Origin of the sequence: Kitasatospora griseola (assembly GCF_044999035.1) — a bacterium.
In the GTDB taxonomy this organism is placed as follows: Bacteria; Actinomycetota; Actinomycetes; order Streptomycetales; family Streptomycetaceae; genus Kitasatospora; species Kitasatospora griseola.
Genome location: NZ_CP173360.1, coordinates 341,084 through 363,745, shown reverse-complemented (window position 1 = coordinate 363,745; position 22,662 = coordinate 341,084). Strand labels below are relative to the sequence as shown.

The following is a 22,662-nucleotide window of genomic DNA, read 5'->3' as shown; positions in this document are numbered from 1 at the left end:
GGCGCGCTACCGGTCACGGGTCAGGGCGCGGAAGCTCTCCAGGGTCTCCAGCAGGTGGCGGGCGTCCGTCCGGGCGGCGGGCGGTACGGTGGCCAGCAGCTCGCCGACCGTCAGCGGCTGCGGTTCGGCGAGCCGGTGCAGCAGCGGTTCGATCTGCTGCGGCGTCAGCGGGCTGCGCAGGACGTGCCCGTTGGCGGCGCAGAGCAGCGCCCCCTCGACCGGCTGGTGCAGCACCCGGGTACGGGACCGAACCGTCGTGGCGTCGTCCAGCGGCCGTACCGGCTCGGGCGGGGGGACGGGGCAGAGGCCGGACGCGGTCAGGGTGCCGAGGGAGAGGGCGGCGACCAGGTCCTGCATCCGGGCGGGGTCGTGGTAGTCCCGGAAGATGCGCAGGGTCTGCTCCAGCGCCTCGGGCAGCGCGCCGTCCGTCGGCGGTTCGGGCACCGAGAGCAGGGCGGTGGCCGCGGGCAGCCGGACCAGGGCGACGTCCGGATCGACCATCGCGTCCCGGCTCCGGCCGAGCAGCAGGTCGTCGACGTCGTAGACCGCGCGGTGCGCCTCGCGCGGGACGCCGACGTTGACGCTGGTCGCGGCGCCGCCGTCGACGCTCTCGCCGACGTGGTAGTAGCTCGCGGGCCAGTACAGCAGGTCGCCGGGCTCGGGTTCGGCGGTGAACGAGGCGGCCAGGTGGGGCCGGTAGTCCAGCTTGGTGGTCACCGGCTCGGTCCACGGGCGCTCCCGCCAGAACCGCATCCGCTTGTGGCCTTCGAGGGCGAACAGGAAGGTGGCGAACCGGTCCTTGTGGACGCCGACCGGGGTGTGCTCGTAGTTGCCGTGGAAGAGCGTGGTGATCGCCCCCGACAGCGGCAGCCCGGTGCGCTCCCACAGCGGGTCGAAGAACGCCCGCTGGCGCTCCCACTGCCCGGCGTGGAAGGCGTGGAAGGCGTGCACGACCAGCGCGTACCGGGTCTCCTTCGAGAAGGCCGCCAACTCGGCGTCCAGCCGCCGCCGGTAGCCGTCGAAGGCGCCGTCCCCGGGGCGCGGGAACCAGTGCGCGGGCTCGGTCTGCTGGAAGCGTCCGACGGCGAACTGGGCGGTCGGCGGCATCCGGTACGGGCCGGGCGGCCGGGTGGCGAGCGCGGTGGCGGCGAAGACCTCGCGCAGCTCGAAGGGCGCCGGGCGGACGGCCTTGATCAGCACCGGGCGCCGGTCCCAGTAGTGCGCGGTGAACTCGTCCCAGTCGAGGGGGCCTCGGACGACGGCCAGGTCGCTCGCGGGTGCGGTCGTCATCCGTCCGTCCTCTCTCCGTCGGTCAGGTCGATTCCGCGCAGCGCGTGGAGCTTGCGCAGCAGCGCGGTCACGGCGCGGTTGTGCTCGTCCGCGCCCACCGCGCGGCACAGCTCACCGACCGTCAGTTCGCGGCCGGGCCGCAGCTGCTGGGCGATCCGTTCGCCGGCGGCCCCCCCGATCGGGAAGGCGTGCCCGTTGACGGCCCAGATCCAGCGGCCGGGCCCGTCCGGCAGCCGGACGATCCCGCGCACCACCCGCAGCCGCTGCCCGGGCCCCAGGGGGACGTCGGCGCGCGGCCCGGGCACCGGTTCCAGCCCGGCCGAGGACCACCACGCCGCCCACCGGGCGCGCAGCGCGGCGGCCAGCTCGGCGCCCCCGGCAGCGGCGCGGGCCGCCTCGCCGACGGCGACCACGAGGTCGGGCGGCCCGCCTGCGGGTGGCGGATAGGGCAGGCAGGGCACCGTGCCGTCGTACTCCAGCCGGCCCCGGACGTCCTCGGCCAGCAGGTCCTTGACCGCCCCGGTCGCCAGGTGCTGGGCGCGGGGGACGGAGATCCGCAGCGTCACGCAGCCGTCGCGGTGGTGCTCGCGCCAGCGGGAGCCCTCCGGCCAGTACAGCAGCTCGCCGGCGGTGGCCCGCAGGACGCGGAACTCGCCGTCCGGCTCGTGCAGTTCGGCCTCCAGGGCGCCGGCCAGCACCCAGGTCAGCACCGCGTGCGCGGAGGGGACGGCCAGGCCCGGCGTGCGGGTGAAGTCGTCGCCCTCGGTCAGCTCGGCCTCGACCGGCAGGCACGGCAGGCCGACCCGGTGCCACAGCTCGGCGAGGGAGTCCCGGACTGCCGACCACAACGCCCAGTCGGTGTGCAGGGGCTGGCGGACACTCAGCAGGAAGCCGGCGTCCGGCCCGCTGCCGGCCGGCTCGCGGCGCAGCCGGGCCCGGTAGGCGGCAGGGCTCGGGTCGTCGGCGTCGGGCAGCAGCCCGCCCGGTGCGCCGAGCCAGCCGAGCGGGGTGTGCAGGCGGACCTGCGGCAGGGTCCGGAACACCGTTCCGGCGCGGAAGGGTTCGCAGGCGGCGACGATCGTGCGGTGCAGGTGGGCCGGGCCGGCGGGGGCGGCTGCCGGGAGCAGGGCGGGCTCCTTGCCCCAGACGCGGGCGAGGAGTTCGGTCCAGTCGGTGGTGGTCACGCCTGTACCCCTTCGTTCTCGGGCGCCGGGTACTTCTCCGCCAGCAGCGCCGCGTAGTCGGCGAGCGGGCCGAGGCCGACGGCCGCGCGGCGTTCGTCCACCCGCTCCTCGTCCTCGATCGGGCAGGGCCGCAGGTCGCCGCCCGCGGCCCGCTCGAACTTCGTGCCGTACAGCTGCGGGCGGCCCTCGGCCCGGCGCAGCGAGTCGGTGAGGTAGGCGGCGTCGCGCCGGGGCATGTCGCCGCGCTCGGCCGCGGCCTCGATCAGCGCCAGGCACTCGCGCCGGAACTCCAGGTCGCCGGTGCAGTGCTGGAGCAGCGCGCTCGCCACCGTGGCGGCCTCCTCGCCGACCAGGCCCCGGCCGGGCCAGCCGTGCTCGGCGACCACGCCGCGCAGCCAGACGATGCCGGTGCCGGTCAGCCGGTCGAGCTTCGCCTCCAGCCCGGTGTCGGTGAAGCCGCCGGCGGCCCACGGGTCGCGCAGCGACGCGTCGATCCGGCCCAGGCGCAGCAGCCGTTCACGGATCCCGGCGGCATCCCGGGCGGCCGGGTCGTTCAGGGGGTCGATGCACAGCCGCAGCTTCGTCTCGTCCCATCGGTAGGTGATGCGGCGGCCCGCCGTCGGCCAGTCGAAGGACACCTCGCCCTCACGCGGGCCGCGCAGGCCGATCCGCACCCCGCGCCCGTGGTCGCGCAGGCCGCCCCGTTGCGGCTCCGGATCGCCGTACACGTGCTCGACCGCGTCGCGCAGGGCGATGCCGAGCCCGGCGAGGTCCAGCTTCCCGCCCTCGCGGACGGTGGCGACCGGCGGCCACGGGCGGCCCTCGTCGTGCGGGGCGTCGGTCGGGACCGTGCACGGTTCGCGGCCGGGCGGCATCCGCAGCGCGAGCAGCGGGCCGCCGTCGGCCGCGCGGAAGAAGTACGGGACGTCGCCGCGGGCGAGCTGCTCCGACTCGCCTTCGGTGAACGGGACTTCGCCGCCGCCCGGGTACTCGGCCGTCGGGCGGGCGATCACCCGCACCACGTGCCCGGCGGCCCGCTCCGCGAGGAACTCGGCGATCCGGGCGCGGTGGCGGCACATCAGCGTCCAGGCGTCGAACATGCCGCGCAGCATCGCCGCCAGGTGGGGGCCGTAGCCGGTGCGGCCCTCGGTGTCGCCGACCACCGTGCGGGTCCCGGTCCGGGCCAGCGGCAGGGTCCGCCGCTCCAGCCGCAGCGAGCCGTCCGGCTGCGGACGCCAGCAGGTCGCGGGGCCGTCCAGGTCGCACCAGCGCGCGACGTTCTCCAGGCCGACGTGGTGGTGCGCGGAGACCGCGGGATCGAACAGCAGCCCGGTCTCGAACAGCCGCTTCGGATCCGCGAAGTACGCCTCCAGATCGACCGGGAACAGCAGCGGCTCGCCGTCGCCCGGGCGCTGCCCGATCAGCACGTTGCCGCCGATCAGGTCGGTGATCCCGAACGCGAACGCGGCGGCGGCCAGGGACCCGGCGCGGTGCCAGTAGCGGGCCGCCGCCCCCGGATCGAGGACGGCGCCGCGCAGGCTCCACCTGCCGTCGGTACGCAGGACGCCCCACGCGTCCGGCGGCTCGATCCACTCCTGCCAGGAGTAGCACGCCCGGTCCGGGCCGCTGCCCGCCCAGGTCCGCACGGTCGGCAGCCGGACCGGGCCGGCCGCCGGAGGCAGCGCGTTGAGCAGGGCGAACACCGAGCCCTCGGCGGCCAGGAAGAGGAGCTCGCCGGTCGCCGGCCGCGGCTTGTAGGCGAGCCGGACGCCGTCGGCGAACTCGACGCGCAGCACCCGCTGGCCGCCGTTGTGCGTCTCCTCGCCGTTCGCCCACAGGCCGGTGACCCGGCGCTCCGCGGGCCGGTCGCGGGCCAGCCGTTCCAGGAACAGCGTCAGGAAGTCCAGGAACTGCCCGGCCCGGCGGTCGGCGAAGGCGGCAGCACGGTCGGGCGGCCGGTCGACGCAGGTCTCCAGGGTCTCGGTGAGCAGCGGCCCGAACAGGTCCGCATTCGCCGGCCGCAGCAGCTGCGGATCGATCAACCGGTCATCGGCGACGGCGCGCTCGGACCAGGCGTCGATCCGCCGCAGCACCTCGTGCAGCGGCGCGAAGCGGGCGTCGGCCAGCGCATGCCCCAGGGCCCGCGCCTCGGCCGGACCGCCCAAGGGGCGTTCGACGGCGAGCGTGCCGTCCGGCCCGGGGACGGCCACCGGCGGGAACGCCCGGCCTGCCCGGCCCTCGGCCAGTGCCGTCATCAACCGGCGTGTCGCAGAGGGGAGTTCGGGCGCACGGGCGGCGCCGCCGTGGTCGCGCAGTTCCATTCTGCCCCTGGTCAGGTGGTCCGTCCGCGACGCCACGCGGCCGGCCGGACCGGCGTCGCGCGGCGTCGCGGTGCTGCGTCGTACCCGGGAACTACAGGTTCGGAACGCAGTAGATGCGCACACACGTCGAGACCGCGTGCGCGGAGCCGCCCTCCGGAAGGCCCTGCTCCAGGTCACCGATCACCAGGTCGAACTCCGCGTCCGCGGTGAGGGCGTAGCCCTGCGGCGTCAGCACGGTCGAGGTCTCCATCGATTTCCCCTGTCAGTAGGAGTGGCACAGTAGGAGTGGCACAGCAGGAGTCGGGCACCGTCCGATCCGGCGGCGCCGCGACGTGGTTCGGGGGAGCTGTTCCGAGCGAAAGCGGGCCGGAGAACGCCTACTTCAGAATGCAGTAGAGGTGCAGGCCACAGGTGCCGGCACTCGGCGCGTTCTCCGGGACGTCCAGCTCGAGTTCGCCGATCACGAGGTCGAACTCCTCGTCGGTGACGAGGGTGTCGCCCGTCGGCGGCTGCAGGGTAGGAGCTTCCATGAGGGTCCTCCTGACACGAGTGCACGGCAGGCCACCGCGACATCCGGTGACGGGGCGCCGTGCGGTTGACTGAACCTGCCGTGGCCGCGCATGACATGACTGTGCATGACGTGACCGCGCCAGCCAGTGTTGCCCAGCCGCACCGGTTCGTCAACATAACTTCCGTGCGCAGTAACCGCATTGGTGAGCCGACGGGGCGGCGCGATCAGGAGTCACCGGCTCGGCCCGGACCTGCGCCCGGTCCGGTTCCGGCCCGGCGCCTCGGCTTCCGCCGGCGGCCCGGTTGCCGCCGCCCACGGCTCTGGTGCGGTGTGTCGGCCGGGTGCGCGGTCGGCCAGGCGGCCACCGGGTTGCCGATCCACCGGGTGCTCGCCGGGATCGACTCCCCGCGCATCGCCAGCGACGCCCCGCCGATCGACGCGCCGGCCCCGATGGTGGCGCCGGGCAGCACGATCGAGTTGGGCCCGAGGGTGGCGCCCTCGTCCAGCTGCACGGAGTCCAGCCGCATCACCCGGTCGTGGAACAGGTGGGTCTGCAGCACGGTGCCTCGGTTGACGCGGGCGCCGGGGCCGACGGAGACCAGGTCGGCCTCCGGCAGCCAGTGCGTCTCGCACCAGGCGCCGCGGCGATTTCTCATTCGAGCAGCAAAGCTCTCCGGTCCCGATCGGACCGGATGTCGGAATCGACGTCGAGGCAAGGAGATGTCTGGTCAGTGCCTTCATCGAGGCCTTCGGTCCGACTTCCCGGAAGATGCGGGCGTCCGGTGAATACCGGTCCGACAATGAAAGGCCACAGTCGCCGCATGAATCGGACCTTAATGGTCGATAAACCCTTGATTAGATTCGCTCGGAAACCTTAAAGATATCTCAAGTGGTCCGCGTCGCAGAAGTCGTTCGTTGCGGAGCCGGAAGAGCTCAACGGGTCGAGCGGCAGTCCGCCGTCCCGCCGGGTTGCTTCGGTTCGGCCCGGCCGGTGAGGGCTCGGCGCAGGGCGGTGGCGTCCGGGAGGCCGGACATGGTGCCGTCGGGGTGCCGGTAGAGGCGGCAGGACAGGCCGGGTTCCGCGCCGGGCGGGGCGAAGGGGTCGGTGCCGTCGATCAGGACGGTCGGGGAGCCGTACATGCCCAGCCGGGCGGCCTCGGACTCGTCGGCGACCTCGACCAGGGCCACGTCGACCGGTCGGCCGTCGAGGGCGGCGGTCACCAGGTCCAGGGTCGGCCGGGCGTTCGGGCAGTCGGCCACGGTCAGCACGGTGATCCGCATGGGGGTGTTCCTTCGGTCGTACGGCCTGTCCCGATGCCTTCGACTCCAGGGCTCCTCCCCGGAGCGCCAAGACGCCGAAGGGGAGGCGTGAGGAGCAGCCGGAGTTGACGAACCGCCAGAAACGCGCCGGTGACGGAGGGTTCGCGCCAAATAGCGGCCGCCCCTGCCCGGTGCGGCGGCGCGGTCGGGTTAGCCTGTGGCCATGGTTGCCAACCACAACGAAGAAGTAGCCATGCCCGACGCGGAGTTCGTGAGCGGTCCCGCGATGGTCCTCCGGTCCCTCGCGGCCGATCCGGACCGACGGGCCGTCGTCGACGCCGACGGCGCCGCGATCACGGCGGGCGACTTCGCCGCCGCCACCTACCGCCTCGCGCACGAGCTGATCGCCCGGGGCGCCACCCGCGGAACCACCGTGACCCTGCTGACCGGCAACACCCCCGAGGCGCTGATCGCCCGGTTCGCGGCAGGCCTCGCCGGCGCCCGGGTGGTGAACCTGTACAACGGCATGAGCGCCCCGGTCCTGGCCGAGATCGCGACCAGCGTGGACACTGTCGTGCTGCTGGTCGACGCCGAACGGTACGCCGACGCACCCGAGTTGCTCCCGCTGATCGACGTGCCGACCGTCCTCACCCTGGGCCCCGGGCCCGACGGCGACGGCGCCGTCGGGGAGGACGTGATCGCGGCCGCCGTCCACCGGCCCGCCGAACCGCCGGACGTCCGGATCCGGCCGGAGGACGACCTGAGCATCCGCCACACCGGCGGCACCACCGGCATCCCGAAGGGCATCCTCACCCTGCACGGGCCCTACCGCGCCATCTTCGACACCCCGGTCGGCGACGACCGGGCGCCCCGGCTGCTCGCCGCCACCCCGCTGGCCCACCTGGCCGGCGTCCTCTCCGACCTGGTGCTCCACCACGGAGGGACGGTGGTCCTCCAGCGCTCCTTCGACCCCGGCGCGGTCCTCGCCGCCGTCGAGCGCGAACGCATCACCGACCTCTGGGTGCTCCCGCCGCTGCTGTACCAGCTGCTCGACCACCCGGCGATCGGCCGCACCGACCTGTCCAGCCTGCGGCAGATCATGTACGGCGGCGCCGCCGCCTCGCCGACCCGGATCCGCGAGGCGTTCAAGGTCTTCGGGCCGGTCCTGGTCGGCGTCTACGGCATGTCCGAGGCGCAGATGATCTCCGCGCTCGCCCCCCACGAGCACGAGCGGATCGGCCCGGGCGGACAGGTCCCGGTCGGCCGCCCCCTGCCGGGCATCGAGGTGGCGATCCGCGGAGTCGACGGCGCCGACCTGCCGACCGGCGAGCAGGGCGAGATCCACCTGCGGTCCGACACCATCATGGCCGGGTACTGGAAGCGGCCCGACCTCACCGCCTCGGTGCTGCGCGACGGCTGGCTGAACACCGGCGACGTCGGCTACTTCGACGAGGACGGCTACCTCTACCTCTCCGACCGGGCCAAGGACCTGATCATCGTGGTCGGCGGGCACGTCTACCCCTCCGAGGTGGAGGAGCTGCTGCTCACCCACCCGACGGTCGCCCGCTGCGCGGTCTTCGGCGTCCGCGACGACCAGCAGGCCGAGCACGTCCACGTCGCCGTCGTCCCCGCCCCGGGGCAGCGGCCGGAGCTGGACGGACTCCGCGCCTTCGTCACCGAACGCAAGGGGCGGATCTTCGCGCCCGAGGTGCTGCACGTCGTCGACGAGATCCCGCTGACGCCCGTCGGCAAGCCGGACAAGAAGCGCCTGCGCGAAGCCGCCACGCGCTGAACCTCCCGCCTGCCCCCTGACGTTGACGAAGCGTCAGGGGCAGGCGAAATCCGGGGGCGGTGCTCCGGCGGGGCCGCTAGGTTGGCCGGATGCTGCTGACGAAGTACTCCCACGCGTGCGTCCGGATCGAGGACGGCGAGAAGTCCCTGCTGATCGACCCGGGGTGCTGGACCGAGCCCGAAGCCTTCGCGGGCGTCCGCGCCGTGCTGATCACCCACGGGCACCACGACCACGTCGACCACGAGCTGCTGGCGGCCGCCCGGAAGGCCGACCCGGCGCTGGAGGTCTTCGCGCCGGCGGACGTCGCGGCCGAACTCGCCGGCGGCGCACACCCGTTGACGGCGGGGGAGCGGTTCGAGGCGGGCGGCTTCGCGGTGCACGCCGTCGGCGGGCGGCACGCCCAGGTGATCGACAACCACCCGGACTGCTCGAACCTCGGCTACCTGGTCGACGGCCTCTACCACCCCGGGGACTCCCTGGACGAGCCGGACGAGCCGGTGCGCACCCTGCTGCTGCCCTCCGCGGGGCCGTGGCTGACCATGCGCGGGGCGCTCGAACTGGTGCGGGCCCTGCGCCCGGCGCGCACCGTCCCGATCCACGACGCCTTCCTCAGCGAGCGCGGCGCGGCGAACTTCGACGGCTGGCTCGACGGCGAGGCGGGCACCCGCTACACCCGCCTCGCCCTCGGCGAGTCCGCCCCGCTCGACGCCTGACCGGAGCCCGAAGGCCCCCGTCCGCTACTGGCCCATCACGTAGCGGACGGTCGGGCCGGTGGTCCAGCCGCCGTCCACGGCCAGCTCCGCGCCGGTGATGTACGAGGCCGCGTCGGACAGCAGGAACACGGTGGCCGCGGCGATCTCCGGGGCCTCGCCGACCCGGCCCATCGGGGTGTTGGGGTAGTTGCCCTCACCCCGCTCGATGCCGACGGCCGCCGTCATCGGGGTGTACGTCATGCCCGGGTGCACGGAGTTGACGCGGATCCGGTCCACGCCCAGCTCCACCGCACCGATCTTGGTCAGGCCGCGGACACCCCACTTGGACGCGCCGTAGCCGGCCGTCAGCGCGAGGCCCATCAGGCCGGCCGCCGAGGAGATGTTGACCACCGAGCCGCCGCCGGCCTCGCGCAGCGCCGGAGTGACGGTCTTCATGCCGATGAACACACCGGTCAGGTTGATGTCCAGGACCTTGCGGAAGTGCTCCACCGACTCGTCGGCGAGGAAGCTCCCGGTGGAGATGCCCGCGTTGTTCACCAGGCCGTGCACCGCGCCGAACTCGGCCTGCGCGAACGCGACCACCTCCGCCCAGTCCTGCTCCGAGGCGACGTCGTGGTGGCGGTAGCGGGCCCGCTCGCCGAGCGCGGCAGCCGTGGCCTCGCCCTCCGCGTCCAGCACGTCGGTGATCAGCACGTTCGCGCCCGCCTCCACCGCCTGCTTCGCGGTCTCGGCGCCCAGGCCGCGGGCCCCACCGGTGATGACGACGGTCTTGCCGGACAGCTCGCTCATGACTTGCTCCTCGCGTTCTCGTGGTGCACGCCGGACGCGTCGCCCGCGCCCGGCGCAGAGTGGTTCGGCCGCGCCGGGGCGGGGTGCGCCCCGGCCGGCGGTGCGGTCAGCACGGCACGGCAGACGGAGACCAGGTCGGCCAGGTAGCCGCCGTCCGCCGTCAGGGTGGGCTCGCCCGCGGCCAGCTGCCGGGCGCGCTCGGCCAGCGCCGCACCGATCAGGGTGAGCACCAGGTCGATCCGCTCCAGCCGCACCGGCTCCGGGAGCAGCTCCACCAGCGGCGCCTCCAGCTCGGAGATCAGCCGCCAGTACCGGCTGCCCGCGAGACCCGGGTGCGGCCGCCGCTCGCGGATGCCGCTGTCGTGGCTGACCTGGGTGGAGATCCGCAGGCAGTCCCGGCCGCGCTCGGTGCGCAGCTCGGTGGCCTCGGCGTCGATCAGCGCGCCGAGCAGCTCGGCCAGCGGCCGCCCCTCGGGCTCGGGCAGCCGCTCGGCCAGCGCACGCTCGGTGCGGTGCTGGCGCTCCGCCATCACCGCGTCGAGCAGCCCCTCGCGGGAGCCGAAGTGGTACTGCACCGCGGACGGGTTCGCCTGCCCCGCCCCCCGGACCACCTCGCGCAGCTGCGCGCCGTGCACGCCCTGCGCCGCGAACTGCTGCTCGGCGGAGCGGATCAGCCGGTCCCGGGTGGTGCCCGTGCCGGTGGGGTCGGAGCCCGACGTCGTTGCCATGTCCCTTGCCATGCCCCACAGATTAATACTCGCCATTATTAATGTCGAGCATTGGCCTGGCGCCGATCCGGCGGCCGGAGCCCGTCCCCCGTCCGTGTGCCGTCTGGGAATTCGCTGGGAGCCCGGGCGCGCGGCTGAAGGTTTCTCAAAGACGCTCTTGCTAGCTTCGTGACGCATGATCGACTCGTCCCACCTGGCAGCGCGGTCACGCTCGCTGGCGGTCCATCTGCTGTCCCGACTACGCCCCAGGCATCTCGCCTGGCCGCTGTTCGCCCTCGCGTTCTGGCGCTACCTCGCGGTCTACGGACTGCCGTACGCCAACGACGTGGTCTTCCTCTGGCTGATCGCCGCCCTGGTTGCCGCGTCCGTGCACAGCGGCGGCCGCAAGGGCTGGCTGTACGTGCTGCGCGACTGGGTGCCCGTGATGGCCGTGGTCTGGGCCTACTCACTGCTCAGGGGCTACGGGGCGCACACGCCCTGGCAGCCGCACTACGCCCCGCAGATCGCCTTCGACGAGGTGCTCGGCTTCGGCGAGACCTGGACGGTGCGCCTCCAGGACCTGCTGTACCACCCCGGGCAGCCGCAGTGGTACGACTACGCGATCGTCGTCGTCTACATGTCGCACTTCTTCGCGGTCTTCGGGATCCTCGCGGTGCTCTGGAAGCGCAACCACGCCCGGTTCCGGCACTTCCTCGCCTGTTACCTCGCCATCACCTTCGCCGGCTTCCTCACCTACGTGCTGTACCCGGCCGACCCGCCGTGGCTGGCCGCGATCGAGAACCACCTGCCGGCCGTCGACCGGATAGTGAACGCCGTGCTGGAGAACAGCGGCCTGCACCGGGCCGGCACCATCTTCGAGAACGGCAGCCGGTTCGCCAACGACGTCGCCGCGATGCCCTCGCTGCACTCCGCCTACCCGATGATGATCGCCCTGGTGTTCTGGCCCCGGGCCGGCCGCACCCTGCGGGTGGTCCTCGCCGCGTACCCCCTGGCCATGGGCTTCACCCTGGTCTACGGCGGCGAGCACTTCATCATCGACGTGCTGGTCGGCTGGGCCTACGCCTGGGTGATGGTCACCCTGGTCAACCGTTTCGTCGCCCGCCGCGCCGCGGCCCGCGCCGCGAAGCAGGAGGCCGTCGCCGTCGCCGTGACACCGCCCTCCGTCCCGGTCGGCTGACCCCGGCCGACCCTCCACCGCACGAGGCCCCCGGCCCCGACCCGGCAAGGTGGTGCCGGGCCGGAGCCGGGGGCCTCGTGTGCAGGACCTCCGCAAAGCCGCCGTGTTCCGGTCGCGTTCTCCTCACCGTCTGCGCAACCGCCTCGGAACCCCCCTCCGAGTGCCCCGGGAGTTTCCTGGACGTTCGCTGGGAATCGAACGCCGGTCGTCACAGCCCCTTTGGAGGGCGCCCGGTCGCTGACGACCCGTCAAAAACCGGTGTCGAACCGCCCGCCCGCCGGTCGGGGCGAAGGCTTTGCCAATCCGTGGCGGAGTCTTGTTGTGGACGCGGGTAGCGTCGTGCGGAACACCGCAGGAGGACCCACCATGGCCGCACCCCACACCCCGTCCGCGCCCGGCGAGCGCCCCCGACCCGCCGCCCTGCCGACGACCCGATGATCTACGGTCACAGTGTCGCGCCCACGCTGTGGATGATCCTCACCCCGCTCGGTGTCCTGCTCTTCGGCGTCGGCCTGGCCTCCACCATCCGCATCCGCCCGGGCACCGACCGCCCCCGCGACCACCTCCTGGGCCCCCTGCTGATCGCCACCGGCATCCTGGTCACCGGCTTCGGCCTCTGGCTGCTCTGACCGCGAGGTCGACGCCCCGGGCTCAGCCGGTGAAGCAGTGCCCGATCGGCGTCCAGTCGAAGTTCCGCCGCCACGAGGTCAGACCTGCCGACCAGCCGACCAGGGCGCCGACCACGGCGGCGGCGGAGTCCGTCACCGTCCGGTGGTGCTCGGACGGGACGCCGTCGCGGTACTCCAGCTCGTAGCGCTCGCCGTCCCGCAGGTACCGCGCCTGCACGTACCAGTCGCCCGGCTCGTCCCCACCGGTCCGCTCGACGATCAGGAACGGGTCGCCGCACCGGAGCGCGGTCACCTGCCGGCTGATCGCCGTCGGGCCCGGATCGCGCTCCGACAGTCCGCGCTCGGTCGTCATCAGCAGCCCGACCGGCTCCCGGCGCACCTCGGCGGCCGGCTCGTCACCCGCCGTCGGCGGCTTCGCCGACCAGCGGTGGAGCAGGCCGGAGCGGTCGTCGAAGGTCAGCCAGGTGCCGTCGCCGAGGGGGCGGGCGTAGCCCGGGGTGCGGGCGTCCGGGTAGGTGATGCGGTGGCGCGGGGTGAGGGTGGCGGTGTCGAGAAGCCAGTGGGCGCCGCGGTCGTCGTCGCAGTCCAGGGTGGAGGCGAGGACGGTGTGCGGGTCGACGAAGCCGCAGGACCAGTCCCAGCAGGGCGGGTCGTCCGGGTCGGCGGCCGGCGGCGCGGCGCCCTCGGCGAGCGTCGTGCCGTCCAGGCCGTGCAGCCGGACGTCCCAGCCGCCCTGGTCGACGGTCAGGTACGCGGGCCGGTCCGGGTGGACGTCCATCAGGATGCGCTCGCCCGCCTCGTCCAGCTGGACGTCCCGCAGCCGCTCGCCGTCCCAGTGCGCCCAGTACAGGCCGACGCCGTCCTGGCCCATGCCCACGCACAGCCCGACCCGGCCGGAGTCCGGGTGCGACCGGTGGTGCGAGGCGGACGCGACGCTCTCCAGCGGTTGGCGGGCCAGCGGGCGGCCGTCCACGGCGTCCAGGACCACCCACTCCTCCAGGTAGTCGTCCCCCGACGAGCCCGGCGTGTGCGCCCACACCACCCGCCCGTCGTCCGAGACCCAGCAGGAACCCTGCTCGGACCCCGCGCACACCTCCTGCTCGTCCCCGCTGTGCGGATGCCCCAGCTCCGGACCCCAGCAGGGGTGCGGGTACTCCCACCGGGTCGTGCCGTCGCTGTTCACGGCCCGCACCGTGCGCTGCCCGGAGAACACCGCGAACGAGCCGTCCGGACTCACCGTGTGCACCCCGCCCGTCCACCCCGGCCACGGCAGCGGAAAGACGACGGACGGCTCCATCCGCCCGTCGAACACCGCGTCCAGGTCGAACACCGCCAGCCGCACCCCGTCCAGCAGCACCGCCCGACGCGATCCGGCCCGACCCTCGACCCCGACGCCGTTCACCAGCTCCCGTCCGCCCGGCAGGGCGACCGCACCGCGCAGCACCGCCTCGACGGTCGGCTGCTCGCCGCCCATCAGGGGCACACCCAGCAGTACAGGCCCGCGCCACGGGCCGCGGCCCGGCGTGCGATCCCGGACAACTCCCGGAGGAATTCCGTGAGTTGGTCTGCATCGGCCGGTCCGTGGAACACCTCGTCCACCGCCGCCCACCGCTCCGCGACTTCGCCGAGCGCGGCATCCCCCTGCCGCGCCAACGCGTCCCGGAGAACGTTCGACAGCGCCAGTACCACCACCTCACCGTCCTCGATCATGCCGACCAGCGCCCCGCACCGCGGATCCGCCCGGAGCTCCGCACCGGACCGCCCCGTCACCAACTCCGCGGCGGGTTCGAGCGCCACCATCGGATCAATGCCCTTCACCACCGTCCCGTCGTACCCGGCCCCGAAAGGCTCGTCGTCGTCCCGGACGATCGCCCCCAGGGCGTCGTCGTCATCAGCGGCGGCGAAATAGCCGAACAGCACTTCCATGCGGCGGAGCCTCGCACACGCCGCCGACGCACCCGTCCCCGGCGGCGGGCCGCCCGTCGCCGACGGGGCGTCAACTGCTCGCGGACCGGCAGAAAATCGCACGCAAGATCCACTCGGCCGTTGCTATGGTGGCGCGATGTCATCGGTCAAGAAGATCCAGATCACCTTCGACTGCGCCGAACCGGAGCGCGTCGGCCGCTTCTGGTGCGCGGCGCTCGGTTACGTCCCCCCGCAGCCGCCCGAGGGCTTCGACACCTGGGACGCCTTCACCGAGTCGCTGCCCCCCGAGCAGCGCGGCTCCTGGTTCGCCGCCAGCGACCCCGAGGGCGTCGGCCCGCGGATGTACTTCCAGCGCGTCCCCGAGGGCAAGGTCGTCAAGAACCGCCTCCACCTCGACATTCGCGTCGGCACCGGCCTGGTCGGCGATGAACGCCTCGCCGCCCTCGAAGCCGAAACCACCCGCCTCGTCGCGCTCGGCGCGACCCGCGGCCGGCTCCTGCTCGCCGACGAGGAGAACGAGTCCTGCCAGAACATGCAGGACGTCGAGGGCAACGAGTTCTGCCTCGACTGACGCCTGCCCGGCCCCCCGCTCCGTCAGCCCTTCCCGGAGTGGGGGGTCCAACCGGTCGAGGCCGCCCAGGACTCGGCGACCGTGACGACCAGGTCGACCACCGGATCCTTGACATCCGCGTAGACGTCGATGTCGCGGACGACGCCCGCGAGCACGGACTTGAACCGGCCGTAGGCGGGCACCGCCTCGGGGTGCGCCCGGAACCAGTCGCGGAACAGCAGGGCGAGCCGCTCGTTCGGCGAGCCGAGCAGCCGGACGTGCAGATTGCAGTCCGCCCCCGCCTGCCCGCGTCGCATCCAGAGCCGCTTCGTCCACCGCTCCCGATCGTCCTCGACGCCCGCGGGCACATGGTCGTACCGGTACGGCGACCGCCGGAAGCCCTTCTCGACCAGGAGCCGGTCGAACGCGCCCTCGGCCTCGTGCAGGTCCGCGACGGTGATCTGCACATCGAACACCGGCTTCGCGGCCATGCCGGGAATCGCGGTGCTGCCGATGTGCTCCACCTGCAGCACCAGCGGCCCGAGGTCCGAACGGAGCTCGTCCGTGAGAGCGAGCGCCCGCTCCGGCCAAGTGGGGTCGTAGGCAAGCACGATGGGCGCTGACGCGGCGTCGGTGATCACCCGAACAAATCTATCCGAGGACGGCCCGCCTCACGGCGCCCCCGTCCGCCCTCGGGCCTTCCTCGGGGCCTTTCGTCCACCTCCGGCAGCGGCTGTGGCGTTCGGCCCGCCGAAGGTCACTCGCCGAGGAGCGCCCGGTACCCGGCGGCGTCCAGCAACTTCTTGAGCTCGGACTTGTCGGACGGCTTCAGCTTGAAGATCCAGGCGTCGTACGGCTCGTCGTTGAGCAGCTCCGGGCTCTCGTTCAGCTCCTCGTTGACGGCGACCACCGTGCCGCCGACCGGTGCGTAGATCTCCGACGCGGCCTTCACCGACTCGACCACACCGGCCGAGCTGCCGACCTCGAAGACCTTGCCGACCTCAGCCAACTCCACGAACACCACATCACCGAGCGCATTCTGAGCGTGATCGCTGATCCCGACCGTCACTGTGCCGTCGGACTCCAGGCGCGCCCACTCGTGCGACTCGGCGAACCGCAGATCCGCAGGGATGTTCGACATGGTTTGTCCTCCTTGGGATGGGTTGACCAGCTGCCTCAGCATGCCGGACTGCGCCGGGGAAGCGTCGGATTTCCTGCCGATCACCGACGAAATGTCAGTTCCCCTTGACGGGGAGCTCCGAAGGGCGCCGGACGGCACCGATCCGGGGGCGCAGCAGACCTACGGCGACGCCGGATCCTGTTCCGGATCCGCGCCGGGGTGCCCCGGCGGGACTTGCCCGCGCGCTCCGGGAGTCGGACGACCGTCCGTGAGCGGCATCGGCGTTGGTCGGCGGACGGGACCTGGGACAGGATCCTTCAGGCCCTGCTGGCCGACGCCGACGCTCAGGGGCGGGTGGACTGGAGCATGGTCAGCGTCGACTCGACCCCATGCCGAGCTCACCAGCTCGCAGCCGGGGCTCCGCACAGAGCACCGCGGATCCCGAAAAAAGCTCGATGCCTCGGCAGCACCGCCCCGACGAGGGGCTCGGACGCTCCCGGGGCGGTCTGACGAGCAGAATCCATCCGGCCGGGGAAGGCGGCCGCCGGCTCTGCTGATCGCGCCGGGCCAGTGCAGTGACAGCCCCCGGCTGATCCCCGTTCTGGAGCGTGTTCGGGTCGAGCGCCTCGGTGGCGGCCCGTCCGCGTACCCGTCCTGACCGCCTGGGCGGCGACAAGGCGCACAGCCCCCACCGCAGTCGTCGCTACCTGTGCAGGCACCAGATCGAGCACACCATGCCGGAGCCCGAGGACCGGCGGGCCAACCGGCGTTGCGTCGATCCGGCTCCGTCGATGGATCAAGTATTCCAAGATCCGGACGTGTCTGTCACCGTCCTCCGGGAGGAGATTCTGTCGCGATCTGCGCACCTAAGGTTGCGGATGACCAGCGAGAACCTCGATCCGACCGGGAGTCGGGATGGCATCTGACATTGCCGCAGTGGCTGCGGAGCTCACCATGATGGCTGCGGCCGATCACCGGGCCGCGCGCAATGCGAACAGCGAAGACCCGGCGGAGCAGCTGGTCTGGCGGCGCTTGACCGCGCAGCACGCGGACCGTCTCGGCGAGATCATGGACGCGCACGGATGGCCGACCGCGGACCTGGTCGGCGAGGAGGCGGCCCGGGCCGCCTGGCTGATCGCGCAACACGCCGACCGGCAGCTCGACGTGCAGCGGCGCGCGTTGGGGCTGATGGAGCAGGCAGTGGCCGACGGCACCGCCAGCCCCCGTGATCTGGCCTTCCTGCGAGATCGCACCCTTGTGAACGAAGGGCGGGAGCAGGTCTACGGCACGCAGATCGCCGGCGTGAAGGACGGCTCGCCGATCCCGTGGCCCTGCGAGGAACCCGAGCGCATGGACGAGCGCCGAGCAGAAGTGGGAATCCCGCCGTTCGCCGAGTACGTCGCTCAGTTCTCGATCGCCTGAGTCACCCGGCATCCGGCGGATCACGCCCACGCCGGATCCGCCGGACCGACCCTAGACCGGACGCCGTCCCCAGGCCGAGATCAACGGGGCGAGTGTCAGGTCGAGTTCTCCCGCGTGGATGGAGGCCAGGTGGGCGTCGATCTCGGCGTCGTCGGACAGGTTGGCCGCGAGCAGCTCGTCGCGGACGTGGCGGATGGTCGCTGCCTCCAGGTGGTTGCAGGCCGGGCCGCCGACCGGGAAGGTGCCTGCTGCGGCGACGTCCACCAGGCCGGCCTCGCGCAGCGCTCGCGGTAGGGTCCGGCCGTAGCGCAGGTCGGCGCCGCGGCGGGCCAGCAGCTCTCGGACGGCGTCCCGCAGCCGGTTGGCGCGGCGTTGGGCGGGGCCGCTCTCGTCGAGGCAGGCCAGGGGCTGCAGCGCGGTGTCGGCGTCCTCGATGAGCAGCCAGCCGCCGGGCCGCAGCGCCGCGACCATCGTGGCCAACGCCCGGGCCCGGTCCGGGACATGGACCAGCACGAGCCGGGCGTGCACCAGGTCGAACGTCCCCGGCTCCGGCGCGGGATCGGCGGCGACGTCGTGCTGCCGCACCTCGTACCCGTTGCCTGCCGTCAGCCACGACGGGTTGATGTCCGTCGCCAGTACGTGCCCGGTCGGGCCGACGGCCGCCGCCAGCGCCTCCGGCACGCTGGTGCCACCGGCGCCCACCTCCCAGCAGCGTGAGCCCTCCTTGACCCCCAGCCGATCGAAGTGCCCGCGCGTCACCCCGTCGAACAGCTCGGCCAGCTGGACGAACCGCTCACCCGCCTCGACGCGGGCATTGTCCAGCAGGTACCCGCGGGCGGATTCTCCGCCGGGCGCGGTGGTGCTGTCCGTCGAATCCGGTCGGCCATCGGCGTGCGGCTGGCGTGGCGAGGAAGTCATGCCTCCATGGTCAACCCTCCCGGGCCGTGGGCGCCACGACGACGGGGGAGTGATGCCTCACACAGCAGACGAACCCCAGGCGGCCCACAATGCCGCCACCGTCCCACGCCTGGGCCGCAGCCTGACGGATCGTCATGAGAGGGACGCCGTCCGATTTGCACCGGAGTTCGGGCGAGGCCGGCTTCGTCGTGCCGGACATCGGGGGGCGCTGCGACGATCGGCCCTGTCCTCCACGCCGGGGAGATCGGATGGTCGGCTCATGTCCATGAAGGCACCTTCGGCGACGTTCCCCTGATCACCCTCTTCCCCGAACTCACCACCGCAGGCGCGGAATCAATGCGGCGCGCCGCCCGCAGCGTCGGCGCGGCTCGGCCCGAGGTGGCCGAGACGACGTGGGAGTGGAGAACGGCGCATGCGGTCTTTGCGGGCCCGCAGTCGCGGGTGCTCGTGATCCTCCTCCGGTGCGTGGTGCATCCGACAAGCGACAGCGACTGGCTGGGGTTCCAGCTTCAGGTGGGCTGGACGGTAGAGGGCCGGCACGAGGTGGCGGCCGTGGTCAACGCGGAGTGCTGGTGCGAGACCGACCACGGCACCCACGACGTCGAGGTCCTGAAGTTCGCCGTCGGTGACGAGATGTCGCTGCCCGCGGCCTTCGAGGCAGGTGCCGCGCGCATGGCGGACTGGCTGGCCGATCCGCGCGACGCGGAATTCTGGCGGTCCCGCGAGTCGGCGCGTCGGGAGTAGGGCTTCGACCTCTCTCGTCCAGGGCGGGGCGGGACGGAGCGGGCCGAGGCCGGGCCGGGGGCCCTGGACTCGCCCGTCGCCCACCACTCGCGCACGGCCGGTGTCCCGGTGTGGCGGGAAAACAAGCACGCGTGCTTGATTTGTTGGCGGTGCGGTGCCACGCTCGGTCGCGACCGGGTGGGCAGGGTTCGCCGAGTGCGGTGAACGGATGCCGGGTGGCGGCGAGTTGGGGAGGTGTGCCGTGTTGCGGATCGGCAATGCTTCGGGGTTCTACGGCGACCGGTTCGCCGCGTTCCGGGAGATGCTGACCGGCGGGCCGTTGGATGTGCTGACGGGTGACTACCTGGCCGAGTTGACGATGCTGATCCTGGCCCGCGACCGGCTGCGTGATGCGAAGCTGGGGTATGCGCGGACGTTTCTGCGGCAGGCGGAGGAGTGCCTCGCGGAGGCGGTCGAGCGCGGAGTGCGGATTGTCGTCAACGCGGGCGGTCTCAACCCGGCGCGGCTCGCGGAAGCGCTCGGGGAGGTGACGGCAAGGCAGGGCGTCCGGGCCCGGATCGGGTACGTCACGGGTGACGAACTGCTGCCCCGCGCAGCGGAGTTCGGTTGGGCGGGGGAGGATCCGCGGCGCCCGTTGCTCGCCGTCAACGCGTACCTGGGTGCGTTCGGCATCGCCGAGTGCCTGCGCGGCGGCGCGGACGTGGTGGTGACGGGCCGGGTCACCGATGCCGCGCTGGTGGTGGGGCCGGGGATCGCGCACTACGGGTGGACGCCCGACGATCTGGACGCCTTGGCGGGGGCGGTGGTGGCGGGGCACGTGCTGGAGTGCGGGGCGCAGGCCACCGGCGGGAACTACGCGTTCTTCGCCGAGCACGGGGACCGCCTCGACCACCCGGGGTTTCCGCTCGCCGAGCTGCACGCCGACGGCAGCAGCGTGATCACCAAGCACCCGGGCACGGGCGGCGTGGTGACAATCGAGACCGTCACCGCCCAACTCCTGTACGAGACCGGCGGACCGCGCTACCTCGGCCCGGACGTCACCGCCCGCCTGGACACCGTGACGCTCACCGAGGACGGGCCGGACCGGGTGCGGATCGACGGGGTGCGCGGCGAGGCCCCGCCAGCCACCCTCAAGGTCGGTCTGAACCGGCTCGGCGGCTACCGCAACGAGCTGGTGTTCGTCCTCACCGGGCTCGACATCGAGGCCAAAGCGGCTTTCGTGCAACGGCAGTTGACGCGTGCCCTGACCGACCCGCCGGCCGAGCTGCGCTGGACGCAGGCCCGCACCGACCACCCGGACGCCGACACCGAGGAGCGGGCCAGCGCCCTGCTCCGCCTCACCGCCCGCGACCCGCAGGAGGCCAAGGTCGGTCGCGCACTGACCGCCGCCGCCGTGGAACTCGGCCTGGCCGGCTACCCGGGCTTCCACCTGACCGCGCCGCCCGCCGCGGCCGCGCCCTACGGGGTGTTCGAGGCGCGGGAGTTGGACGCGAAGGAGGTCGAGCACCTGGCCCACCTGCCCGGCGGCGGGACCGTCGCGGTCCAGCCCGAGCGGCCATCGGCCAGTGGCGAAGTGGCAATGGAGGGGCCGCAGTTGCCACCACCGGTGGAGGAAGACGGCCCGACCCGTCGTGCCCCGCTCGGTCTGGTCGCCGGGGCCCGAAGTGGCGACAAGGGCGGCGACGCCAATCTCGGCGTGTGGGCCCGCAGCGAGGCCGGTTGGCGCTGGCTCGCGCACACCCTCACCGTCGACAAGCTCCGTGAACTCCTCCCGGAGGTCGCGCAGTTGGCGGTCGAGCGGCACGTGCTGCCGAACCTCCGCGCCGTCAACTTCACCGTCCGCGGACTGCTCGGCGAAGGCGTCGCCGCCCAGGCCAGGTTCGACCCGCAGGCAAAAGCGCTGGGGGAGTGGCTGCGCTCCCGGCACCTCGACATTCCGGAGGCACTGCTGTGACCGTACTGTCCACCCGGCTGGACACCGGCGGGTCCGCGTACACCGCCAACCGCGCCGCCATGCTGGAGAAGCTGGCCGCGCTGGACGTCGAGCACGCCAAGGCGCTGGCCGGCGGCGGGCCCAAGTACGTGGAACGGCACCGCAGTCGGGGCAAGCTGCTGGCCCGGGAACGGATCGAGCTGTTGATCGACCCGGACTCGGCGTTCCTGGAACTGTCGCCGCTGGCCGCTTGGGGGAGCGACTACCCGGTCGGCGCGTCGCTGGTCACCGGGATCGGCACGATCGAGGGCACCGAGTGCGTGATCACCGCCAACGACCCCACCGTGCGCGGCGGTTCGTCGAATCCGTGGACGCTGCGCAAGGCGCTGCGGGCCAACGAGATCGCGCTGCGCAACCGGCTGCCGCTGGTCAACCTGGTGGAGTCGGGCGGCGCGGACCTGCCCAGCCAGAAGGAGATCTTCATCCCGGGCGGCGCGCTGTTCCGCGACCTCACCCGGCTGTCGGCGGCCGGAATCCCCACCGTGGCCGTGGTGTTCGGCAATTCCACGGCGGGCGGGGCGTACGTGCCGGGCATGTCCGACCACGTGATCATGGTGAGGGAGCGGGCCAAGGTGTTCCTCGGCGGACCGCCGCTGGTCAAGATGGCCACCGGTGAGGAGGCCGACGACGAGTCCCTCGGCGGCGCCGAGATGCACGCCCGCACCTCCGGCCTGGCCGAGCACCTCGCCGTCGACGAACCGGACGCGCTGCGGCTGGCCCGCCGGGTCGTGCACCGGCTGCACTGGCGCAAGTCCGGCCCGGAGCCGATGCCTTGGTACGAGCCGCCGAAGTACCACGAGGACGAGCTGCTGGGCATCGTCCCCGGTGAGCTGAAGGCGCCGTTCGACCCGCGCGAGGTGATCGCCCGGATCGCCGACGGCTCCGACTTCGACGAGTTCAAGCCGCTGTACGGCAGCAGCCTGGCCACCGGCTGGGCCACCGTCCACGGGTACCCGGTCGGCATCCTGGCGAACGCGCAGGGCGTGCTGTTCAGCCAGGAGTCGCAGAAGGCCGCCCAGTTCATCCAACTCGCCAACCAGCGCGACCGGCCGCTGCTGTTCCTGCACAACACCACCGGCTACATGGTCGGCCGGGACTACGAGCAGGGCGGCATCATCAAGCACGGCGCGATGATGATCAACGCGGTGTCGAACAGCACCGTCCCGCACATCTCCGTGCTCATGGGCGCCTCCTACGGCGCCGGGCACTACGGCATGTGCGGACGCGCCTACGACCCGCGGTTCCTGTTCGCCTGGCCCAGCGCCAAGTCCGCCGTGATGGGGCCGCAGCAACTGGCCGGCGTGCTCTCGATCGTGGCCCGCCAGTCCGCCGCCGCCAAGGGGCAGCCGTACGACGAGGACGCCGACGCCGCCATCCGCGCCATGGTCGAGCAGCAGATCGAGGCCGAGTCGCTGCCCGCGTTCCTCTCCGGCCGGCTCTACGACGACGGGGTGATCGACCCGCGCGACACCCGGACCGTGCTCGGCATCTGCCTGTCCGCGATCCACAGCGGACCGGTCGAGGGCGCGCGCGGCTACGGCGTGTTCCGGATGTAGACCAGCTCTCCCAACGGCCGACCAAGGAAAGCGAACTGA

At 72.9% G+C, this 22,662-nt stretch carries 22 protein-coding genes and 2 pseudogenes; 10 read left to right on the top strand and 14 right to left on the bottom strand.

Annotation, left to right across the window (positions count from 1 at the left end):
• Positions 1–6: 6 nt before the first annotated feature.
• From ACI1MP_RS01780 to ACI1MP_RS01750, 7 genes and pseudogenes are all read right to left on the bottom strand, one after another.
• Positions 7–1,290: a JmjC domain-containing protein gene (locus tag ACI1MP_RS01780; protein WP_404867491.1), complete on the bottom strand. Its 1,284-nt coding sequence runs from the start codon at positions 1,288–1,290 to the stop codon at positions 7–9.
• Complete coding sequence (locus ACI1MP_RS01775; RefSeq protein ID WP_404867490.1) at positions 1,287–2,474, bottom strand: hypothetical protein; 1,188 nt, start codon at positions 2,472–2,474, stop codon at positions 1,287–1,289. The genes ACI1MP_RS01780 and ACI1MP_RS01775 overlap by 4 nt, the downstream gene beginning before the upstream one ends.
• Positions 2,471–4,795, bottom strand: a complete 2,325-nt coding sequence (locus ACI1MP_RS01770; RefSeq protein WP_404867489.1) for a DUF4135 domain-containing protein — start codon at positions 4,793–4,795, stop codon at positions 2,471–2,473. Before ACI1MP_RS01770 ends, ACI1MP_RS01775 begins: the two co-directional genes overlap by 4 nt.
• 91 nt (positions 4,796–4,886) lie before the next feature.
• Positions 4,887–5,045 (bottom strand): hypothetical protein, encoded by a 159-nt coding sequence (locus ACI1MP_RS01765; RefSeq protein ID WP_189273047.1) that lies wholly within the window; start codon positions 5,043–5,045, stop codon positions 4,887–4,889.
• 127 nt (positions 5,046–5,172) lie between these two features.
• Positions 5,173–5,325: a hypothetical protein gene (locus tag ACI1MP_RS01760; RefSeq protein WP_167349387.1), complete on the bottom strand. Its 153-nt coding sequence runs from the start codon at positions 5,323–5,325 to the stop codon at positions 5,173–5,175.
• A gap of 334 nt (positions 5,326–5,659) precedes the next feature.
• Positions 5,660–5,950: pseudogene (locus ACI1MP_RS01755) on the bottom strand (hypothetical protein); the annotation flags it as partial.
• Positions 5,951–6,239: 289 nt separating this feature from the next.
• The gene (locus tag ACI1MP_RS01750; protein ID WP_404867488.1) at positions 6,240–6,587 is read right to left on the bottom strand and encodes a hypothetical protein; all 348 of its coding nucleotides are present in this window, start codon (positions 6,585–6,587) and stop codon (positions 6,240–6,242) included.
• A 202-nt stretch (positions 6,588–6,789) separates the two neighbouring features.
• Between ACI1MP_RS01750 and ACI1MP_RS01745 the strand changes: the two genes are divergently transcribed.
• Together ACI1MP_RS01745 and ACI1MP_RS01740 are read left to right on the top strand one after the other, a co-directional pair.
• Positions 6,790–8,358, top strand: coding sequence for an AMP-binding protein (locus tag ACI1MP_RS01745; RefSeq protein ID WP_404867487.1), 1,569 nt, complete (start codon positions 6,790–6,792; stop codon positions 8,356–8,358).
• An 89-nt stretch (positions 8,359–8,447) separates the two neighbouring features.
• The gene (locus ACI1MP_RS01740) at positions 8,448–9,071 is read left to right on the top strand and encodes an MBL fold metallo-hydrolase (protein WP_404867486.1); all 624 of its coding nucleotides are present in this window, start codon (positions 8,448–8,450) and stop codon (positions 9,069–9,071) included.
• 24 nt (positions 9,072–9,095) lie between these two features.
• On the opposite strand, the gene ACI1MP_RS01735 is transcribed toward ACI1MP_RS01740, so the two are convergent.
• Positions 9,096–9,860: a glucose 1-dehydrogenase gene (locus ACI1MP_RS01735; RefSeq protein WP_404867485.1), complete on the bottom strand. Its 765-nt coding sequence runs from the start codon at positions 9,858–9,860 to the stop codon at positions 9,096–9,098.
• Positions 9,857–10,600 carry a TetR/AcrR family transcriptional regulator gene (locus tag ACI1MP_RS01730; RefSeq protein WP_404867484.1) on the bottom strand — a complete coding sequence of 248 codons (744 nt, stop codon included), beginning with the start codon at positions 10,598–10,600 and terminating at the stop codon, positions 9,857–9,859. The genes ACI1MP_RS01735 and ACI1MP_RS01730 overlap by 4 nt, the downstream gene beginning before the upstream one ends.
• A 163-nt stretch (positions 10,601–10,763) precedes the next feature.
• On the opposite strand from ACI1MP_RS01730, the gene ACI1MP_RS01725 reads away from it, so the two are divergent.
• The gene (locus ACI1MP_RS01725; RefSeq protein ID WP_363474573.1) at positions 10,764–11,765 is read left to right on the top strand and encodes a phosphatase PAP2 family protein; all 1,002 of its coding nucleotides are present in this window, start codon (positions 10,764–10,766) and stop codon (positions 11,763–11,765) included.
• Between the two features lie 434 nt (positions 11,766–12,199).
• Positions 12,200–12,394, top strand: coding sequence for a hypothetical protein (locus ACI1MP_RS01720; RefSeq protein WP_380331074.1), 195 nt, complete (start codon positions 12,200–12,202; stop codon positions 12,392–12,394).
• 22 nt (positions 12,395–12,416) lie between these two features.
• On the opposite strand, the gene ACI1MP_RS01715 is transcribed toward ACI1MP_RS01720, so the two are convergent.
• Both ACI1MP_RS01715 and ACI1MP_RS01710 read right to left on the bottom strand, forming a co-directional pair.
• Positions 12,417–13,877, bottom strand: coding sequence for a hypothetical protein (locus ACI1MP_RS01715; RefSeq protein WP_404867483.1), 1,461 nt, complete (start codon positions 13,875–13,877; stop codon positions 12,417–12,419).
• Complete coding sequence (locus ACI1MP_RS01710) at positions 13,868–14,320, bottom strand: hypothetical protein (RefSeq protein WP_404867482.1); 453 nt, start codon at positions 14,318–14,320, stop codon at positions 13,868–13,870. The genes ACI1MP_RS01715 and ACI1MP_RS01710 overlap by 10 nt, the downstream gene beginning before the upstream one ends.
• Before the next feature lie 136 nt (positions 14,321–14,456).
• Between ACI1MP_RS01710 and ACI1MP_RS01705 the strand changes: the two genes are divergently transcribed.
• A complete protein-coding gene (locus tag ACI1MP_RS01705; RefSeq protein WP_404867481.1) occupies positions 14,457–14,891 on the top strand; it encodes a VOC family protein in 435 nt (144 codons plus the stop codon).
• A 23-nt stretch (positions 14,892–14,914) separates the two neighbouring features.
• On the opposite strand, the gene ACI1MP_RS01700 is transcribed toward ACI1MP_RS01705, so the two are convergent.
• Both ACI1MP_RS01700 and gcvH read right to left on the bottom strand, forming a co-directional pair.
• The gene (locus ACI1MP_RS01700; protein WP_380331064.1) at positions 14,915–15,511 is read right to left on the bottom strand and encodes a GrpB family protein; all 597 of its coding nucleotides are present in this window, start codon (positions 15,509–15,511) and stop codon (positions 14,915–14,917) included.
• 116 nt (positions 15,512–15,627) lie between these two features.
• Positions 15,628–16,011 (bottom strand): glycine cleavage system protein GcvH, encoded by a 384-nt coding sequence (gcvH, locus tag ACI1MP_RS01695; RefSeq protein ID WP_404867480.1) that lies wholly within the window; start codon positions 16,009–16,011, stop codon positions 15,628–15,630.
• Between the two features lie 117 nt (positions 16,012–16,128).
• Between gcvH and ACI1MP_RS01690 the strand changes: the two are divergent.
• Positions 16,129–16,760 (top strand): annotated as a pseudogene (locus tag ACI1MP_RS01690) (IS5 family transposase); the annotation flags it as partial.
• 145 nt (positions 16,761–16,905) lie between these two features.
• The gene (locus tag ACI1MP_RS01685) at positions 16,906–17,412 is read left to right on the top strand and encodes a DUF6624 domain-containing protein (RefSeq protein ID WP_404867479.1); all 507 of its coding nucleotides are present in this window, start codon (positions 16,906–16,908) and stop codon (positions 17,410–17,412) included.
• A 51-nt stretch (positions 17,413–17,463) separates the two neighbouring features.
• Here ACI1MP_RS01685 and ACI1MP_RS01680 read toward each other — a convergent pair whose 3' ends face one another.
• Positions 17,464–18,330, bottom strand: a complete 867-nt coding sequence (locus ACI1MP_RS01680) for a methyltransferase domain-containing protein (protein WP_404867478.1) — start codon at positions 18,328–18,330, stop codon at positions 17,464–17,466.
• Between the two features lie 336 nt (positions 18,331–18,666).
• Between ACI1MP_RS01680 and ACI1MP_RS01675 the strand changes: the two genes are divergently transcribed.
• The 3 genes from ACI1MP_RS01675 to ACI1MP_RS01665 all read left to right on the top strand — a co-directional run bounded on the left by ACI1MP_RS01675 (position 18,667) and on the right by ACI1MP_RS01665 (position 22,623).
• Complete coding sequence (locus tag ACI1MP_RS01675; protein WP_404867477.1) at positions 18,667–19,074, top strand: hypothetical protein; 408 nt, start codon at positions 18,667–18,669, stop codon at positions 19,072–19,074.
• A gap of 208 nt (positions 19,075–19,282) precedes the next feature.
• A complete protein-coding gene (locus tag ACI1MP_RS01670; protein WP_404867476.1) occupies positions 19,283–21,028 on the top strand; it encodes an acyclic terpene utilization AtuA family protein in 1,746 nt (581 codons plus the stop codon).
• Positions 21,025–22,623 carry an acyl-CoA carboxylase subunit beta gene (locus ACI1MP_RS01665; protein ID WP_404867475.1) on the top strand — a complete coding sequence of 533 codons (1,599 nt, stop codon included), beginning with the start codon at positions 21,025–21,027 and terminating at the stop codon, positions 22,621–22,623. The genes ACI1MP_RS01670 and ACI1MP_RS01665 overlap by 4 nt, the downstream gene beginning before the upstream one ends.
• The last annotated feature ends 39 nt before the right edge of the window (positions 22,624–22,662 follow it).

Bases quoted from the DNA above. Each gene is read 5' to 3' on its own strand.
- ACI1MP_RS01780 (WP_404867491.1), bottom strand. From the start codon at position 1,290: ATGACGACCGCACCCGCGAGCGACCTGGCCGTCGTCCGAGGCCCCCTC.
- ACI1MP_RS01770 (WP_404867489.1), bottom strand. From the start codon at position 4,795: ATGGAACTGCGCGACCACGGCGGCGCCGCCCGTGCGCCCGAACTCCCC.
- ACI1MP_RS01765 (WP_189273047.1), bottom strand. From the start codon at position 5,045: ATGGAGACCTCGACCGTGCTGACGCCGCAGGGCTACGCCCTCACCGCG.
- ACI1MP_RS01760 (WP_167349387.1), bottom strand. From the start codon at position 5,325: ATGGAAGCTCCTACCCTGCAGCCGCCGACGGGCGACACCCTCGTCACC.
- ACI1MP_RS01750 (WP_404867488.1), bottom strand. From the start codon at position 6,587: ATGCGGATCACCGTGCTGACCGTGGCCGACTGCCCGAACGCCCGGCCG.
- ACI1MP_RS01745 (WP_404867487.1), top strand. From the start codon at position 6,790: ATGGTTGCCAACCACAACGAAGAAGTAGCCATGCCCGACGCGGAGTTC.
- ACI1MP_RS01740 (WP_404867486.1), top strand. From the start codon at position 8,448: ATGCTGCTGACGAAGTACTCCCACGCGTGCGTCCGGATCGAGGACGGC.
- ACI1MP_RS01735 (WP_404867485.1), bottom strand. From the start codon at position 9,860: ATGAGCGAGCTGTCCGGCAAGACCGTCGTCATCACCGGTGGGGCCCGC.
- ACI1MP_RS01730 (WP_404867484.1), bottom strand. From the start codon at position 10,600: ATGGCAAGGGACATGGCAACGACGTCGGGCTCCGACCCCACCGGCACG.
- ACI1MP_RS01725 (WP_363474573.1), top strand. From the start codon at position 10,764: ATGATCGACTCGTCCCACCTGGCAGCGCGGTCACGCTCGCTGGCGGTC.
- ACI1MP_RS01720 (WP_380331074.1), top strand. From the start codon at position 12,200: ATGATCTACGGTCACAGTGTCGCGCCCACGCTGTGGATGATCCTCACC.
- ACI1MP_RS01710 (WP_404867482.1), bottom strand. From the start codon at position 14,320: ATGGAAGTGCTGTTCGGCTATTTCGCCGCCGCTGATGACGACGACGCC.
- ACI1MP_RS01705 (WP_404867481.1), top strand. From the start codon at position 14,457: ATGTCATCGGTCAAGAAGATCCAGATCACCTTCGACTGCGCCGAACCG.
- gcvH (WP_404867480.1), bottom strand. From the start codon at position 16,011: ATGTCGAACATCCCTGCGGATCTGCGGTTCGCCGAGTCGCACGAGTGG.
- ACI1MP_RS01685 (WP_404867479.1), top strand. From the start codon at position 16,906: ATGGCATCTGACATTGCCGCAGTGGCTGCGGAGCTCACCATGATGGCT.
- ACI1MP_RS01680 (WP_404867478.1), bottom strand. From the start codon at position 18,330: ATGACTTCCTCGCCACGCCAGCCGCACGCCGATGGCCGACCGGATTCG.
- ACI1MP_RS01675 (WP_404867477.1), top strand. From the start codon at position 18,667: ATGCGGCGCGCCGCCCGCAGCGTCGGCGCGGCTCGGCCCGAGGTGGCC.
- ACI1MP_RS01670 (WP_404867476.1), top strand. From the start codon at position 19,283: ATGCCGGGTGGCGGCGAGTTGGGGAGGTGTGCCGTGTTGCGGATCGGC.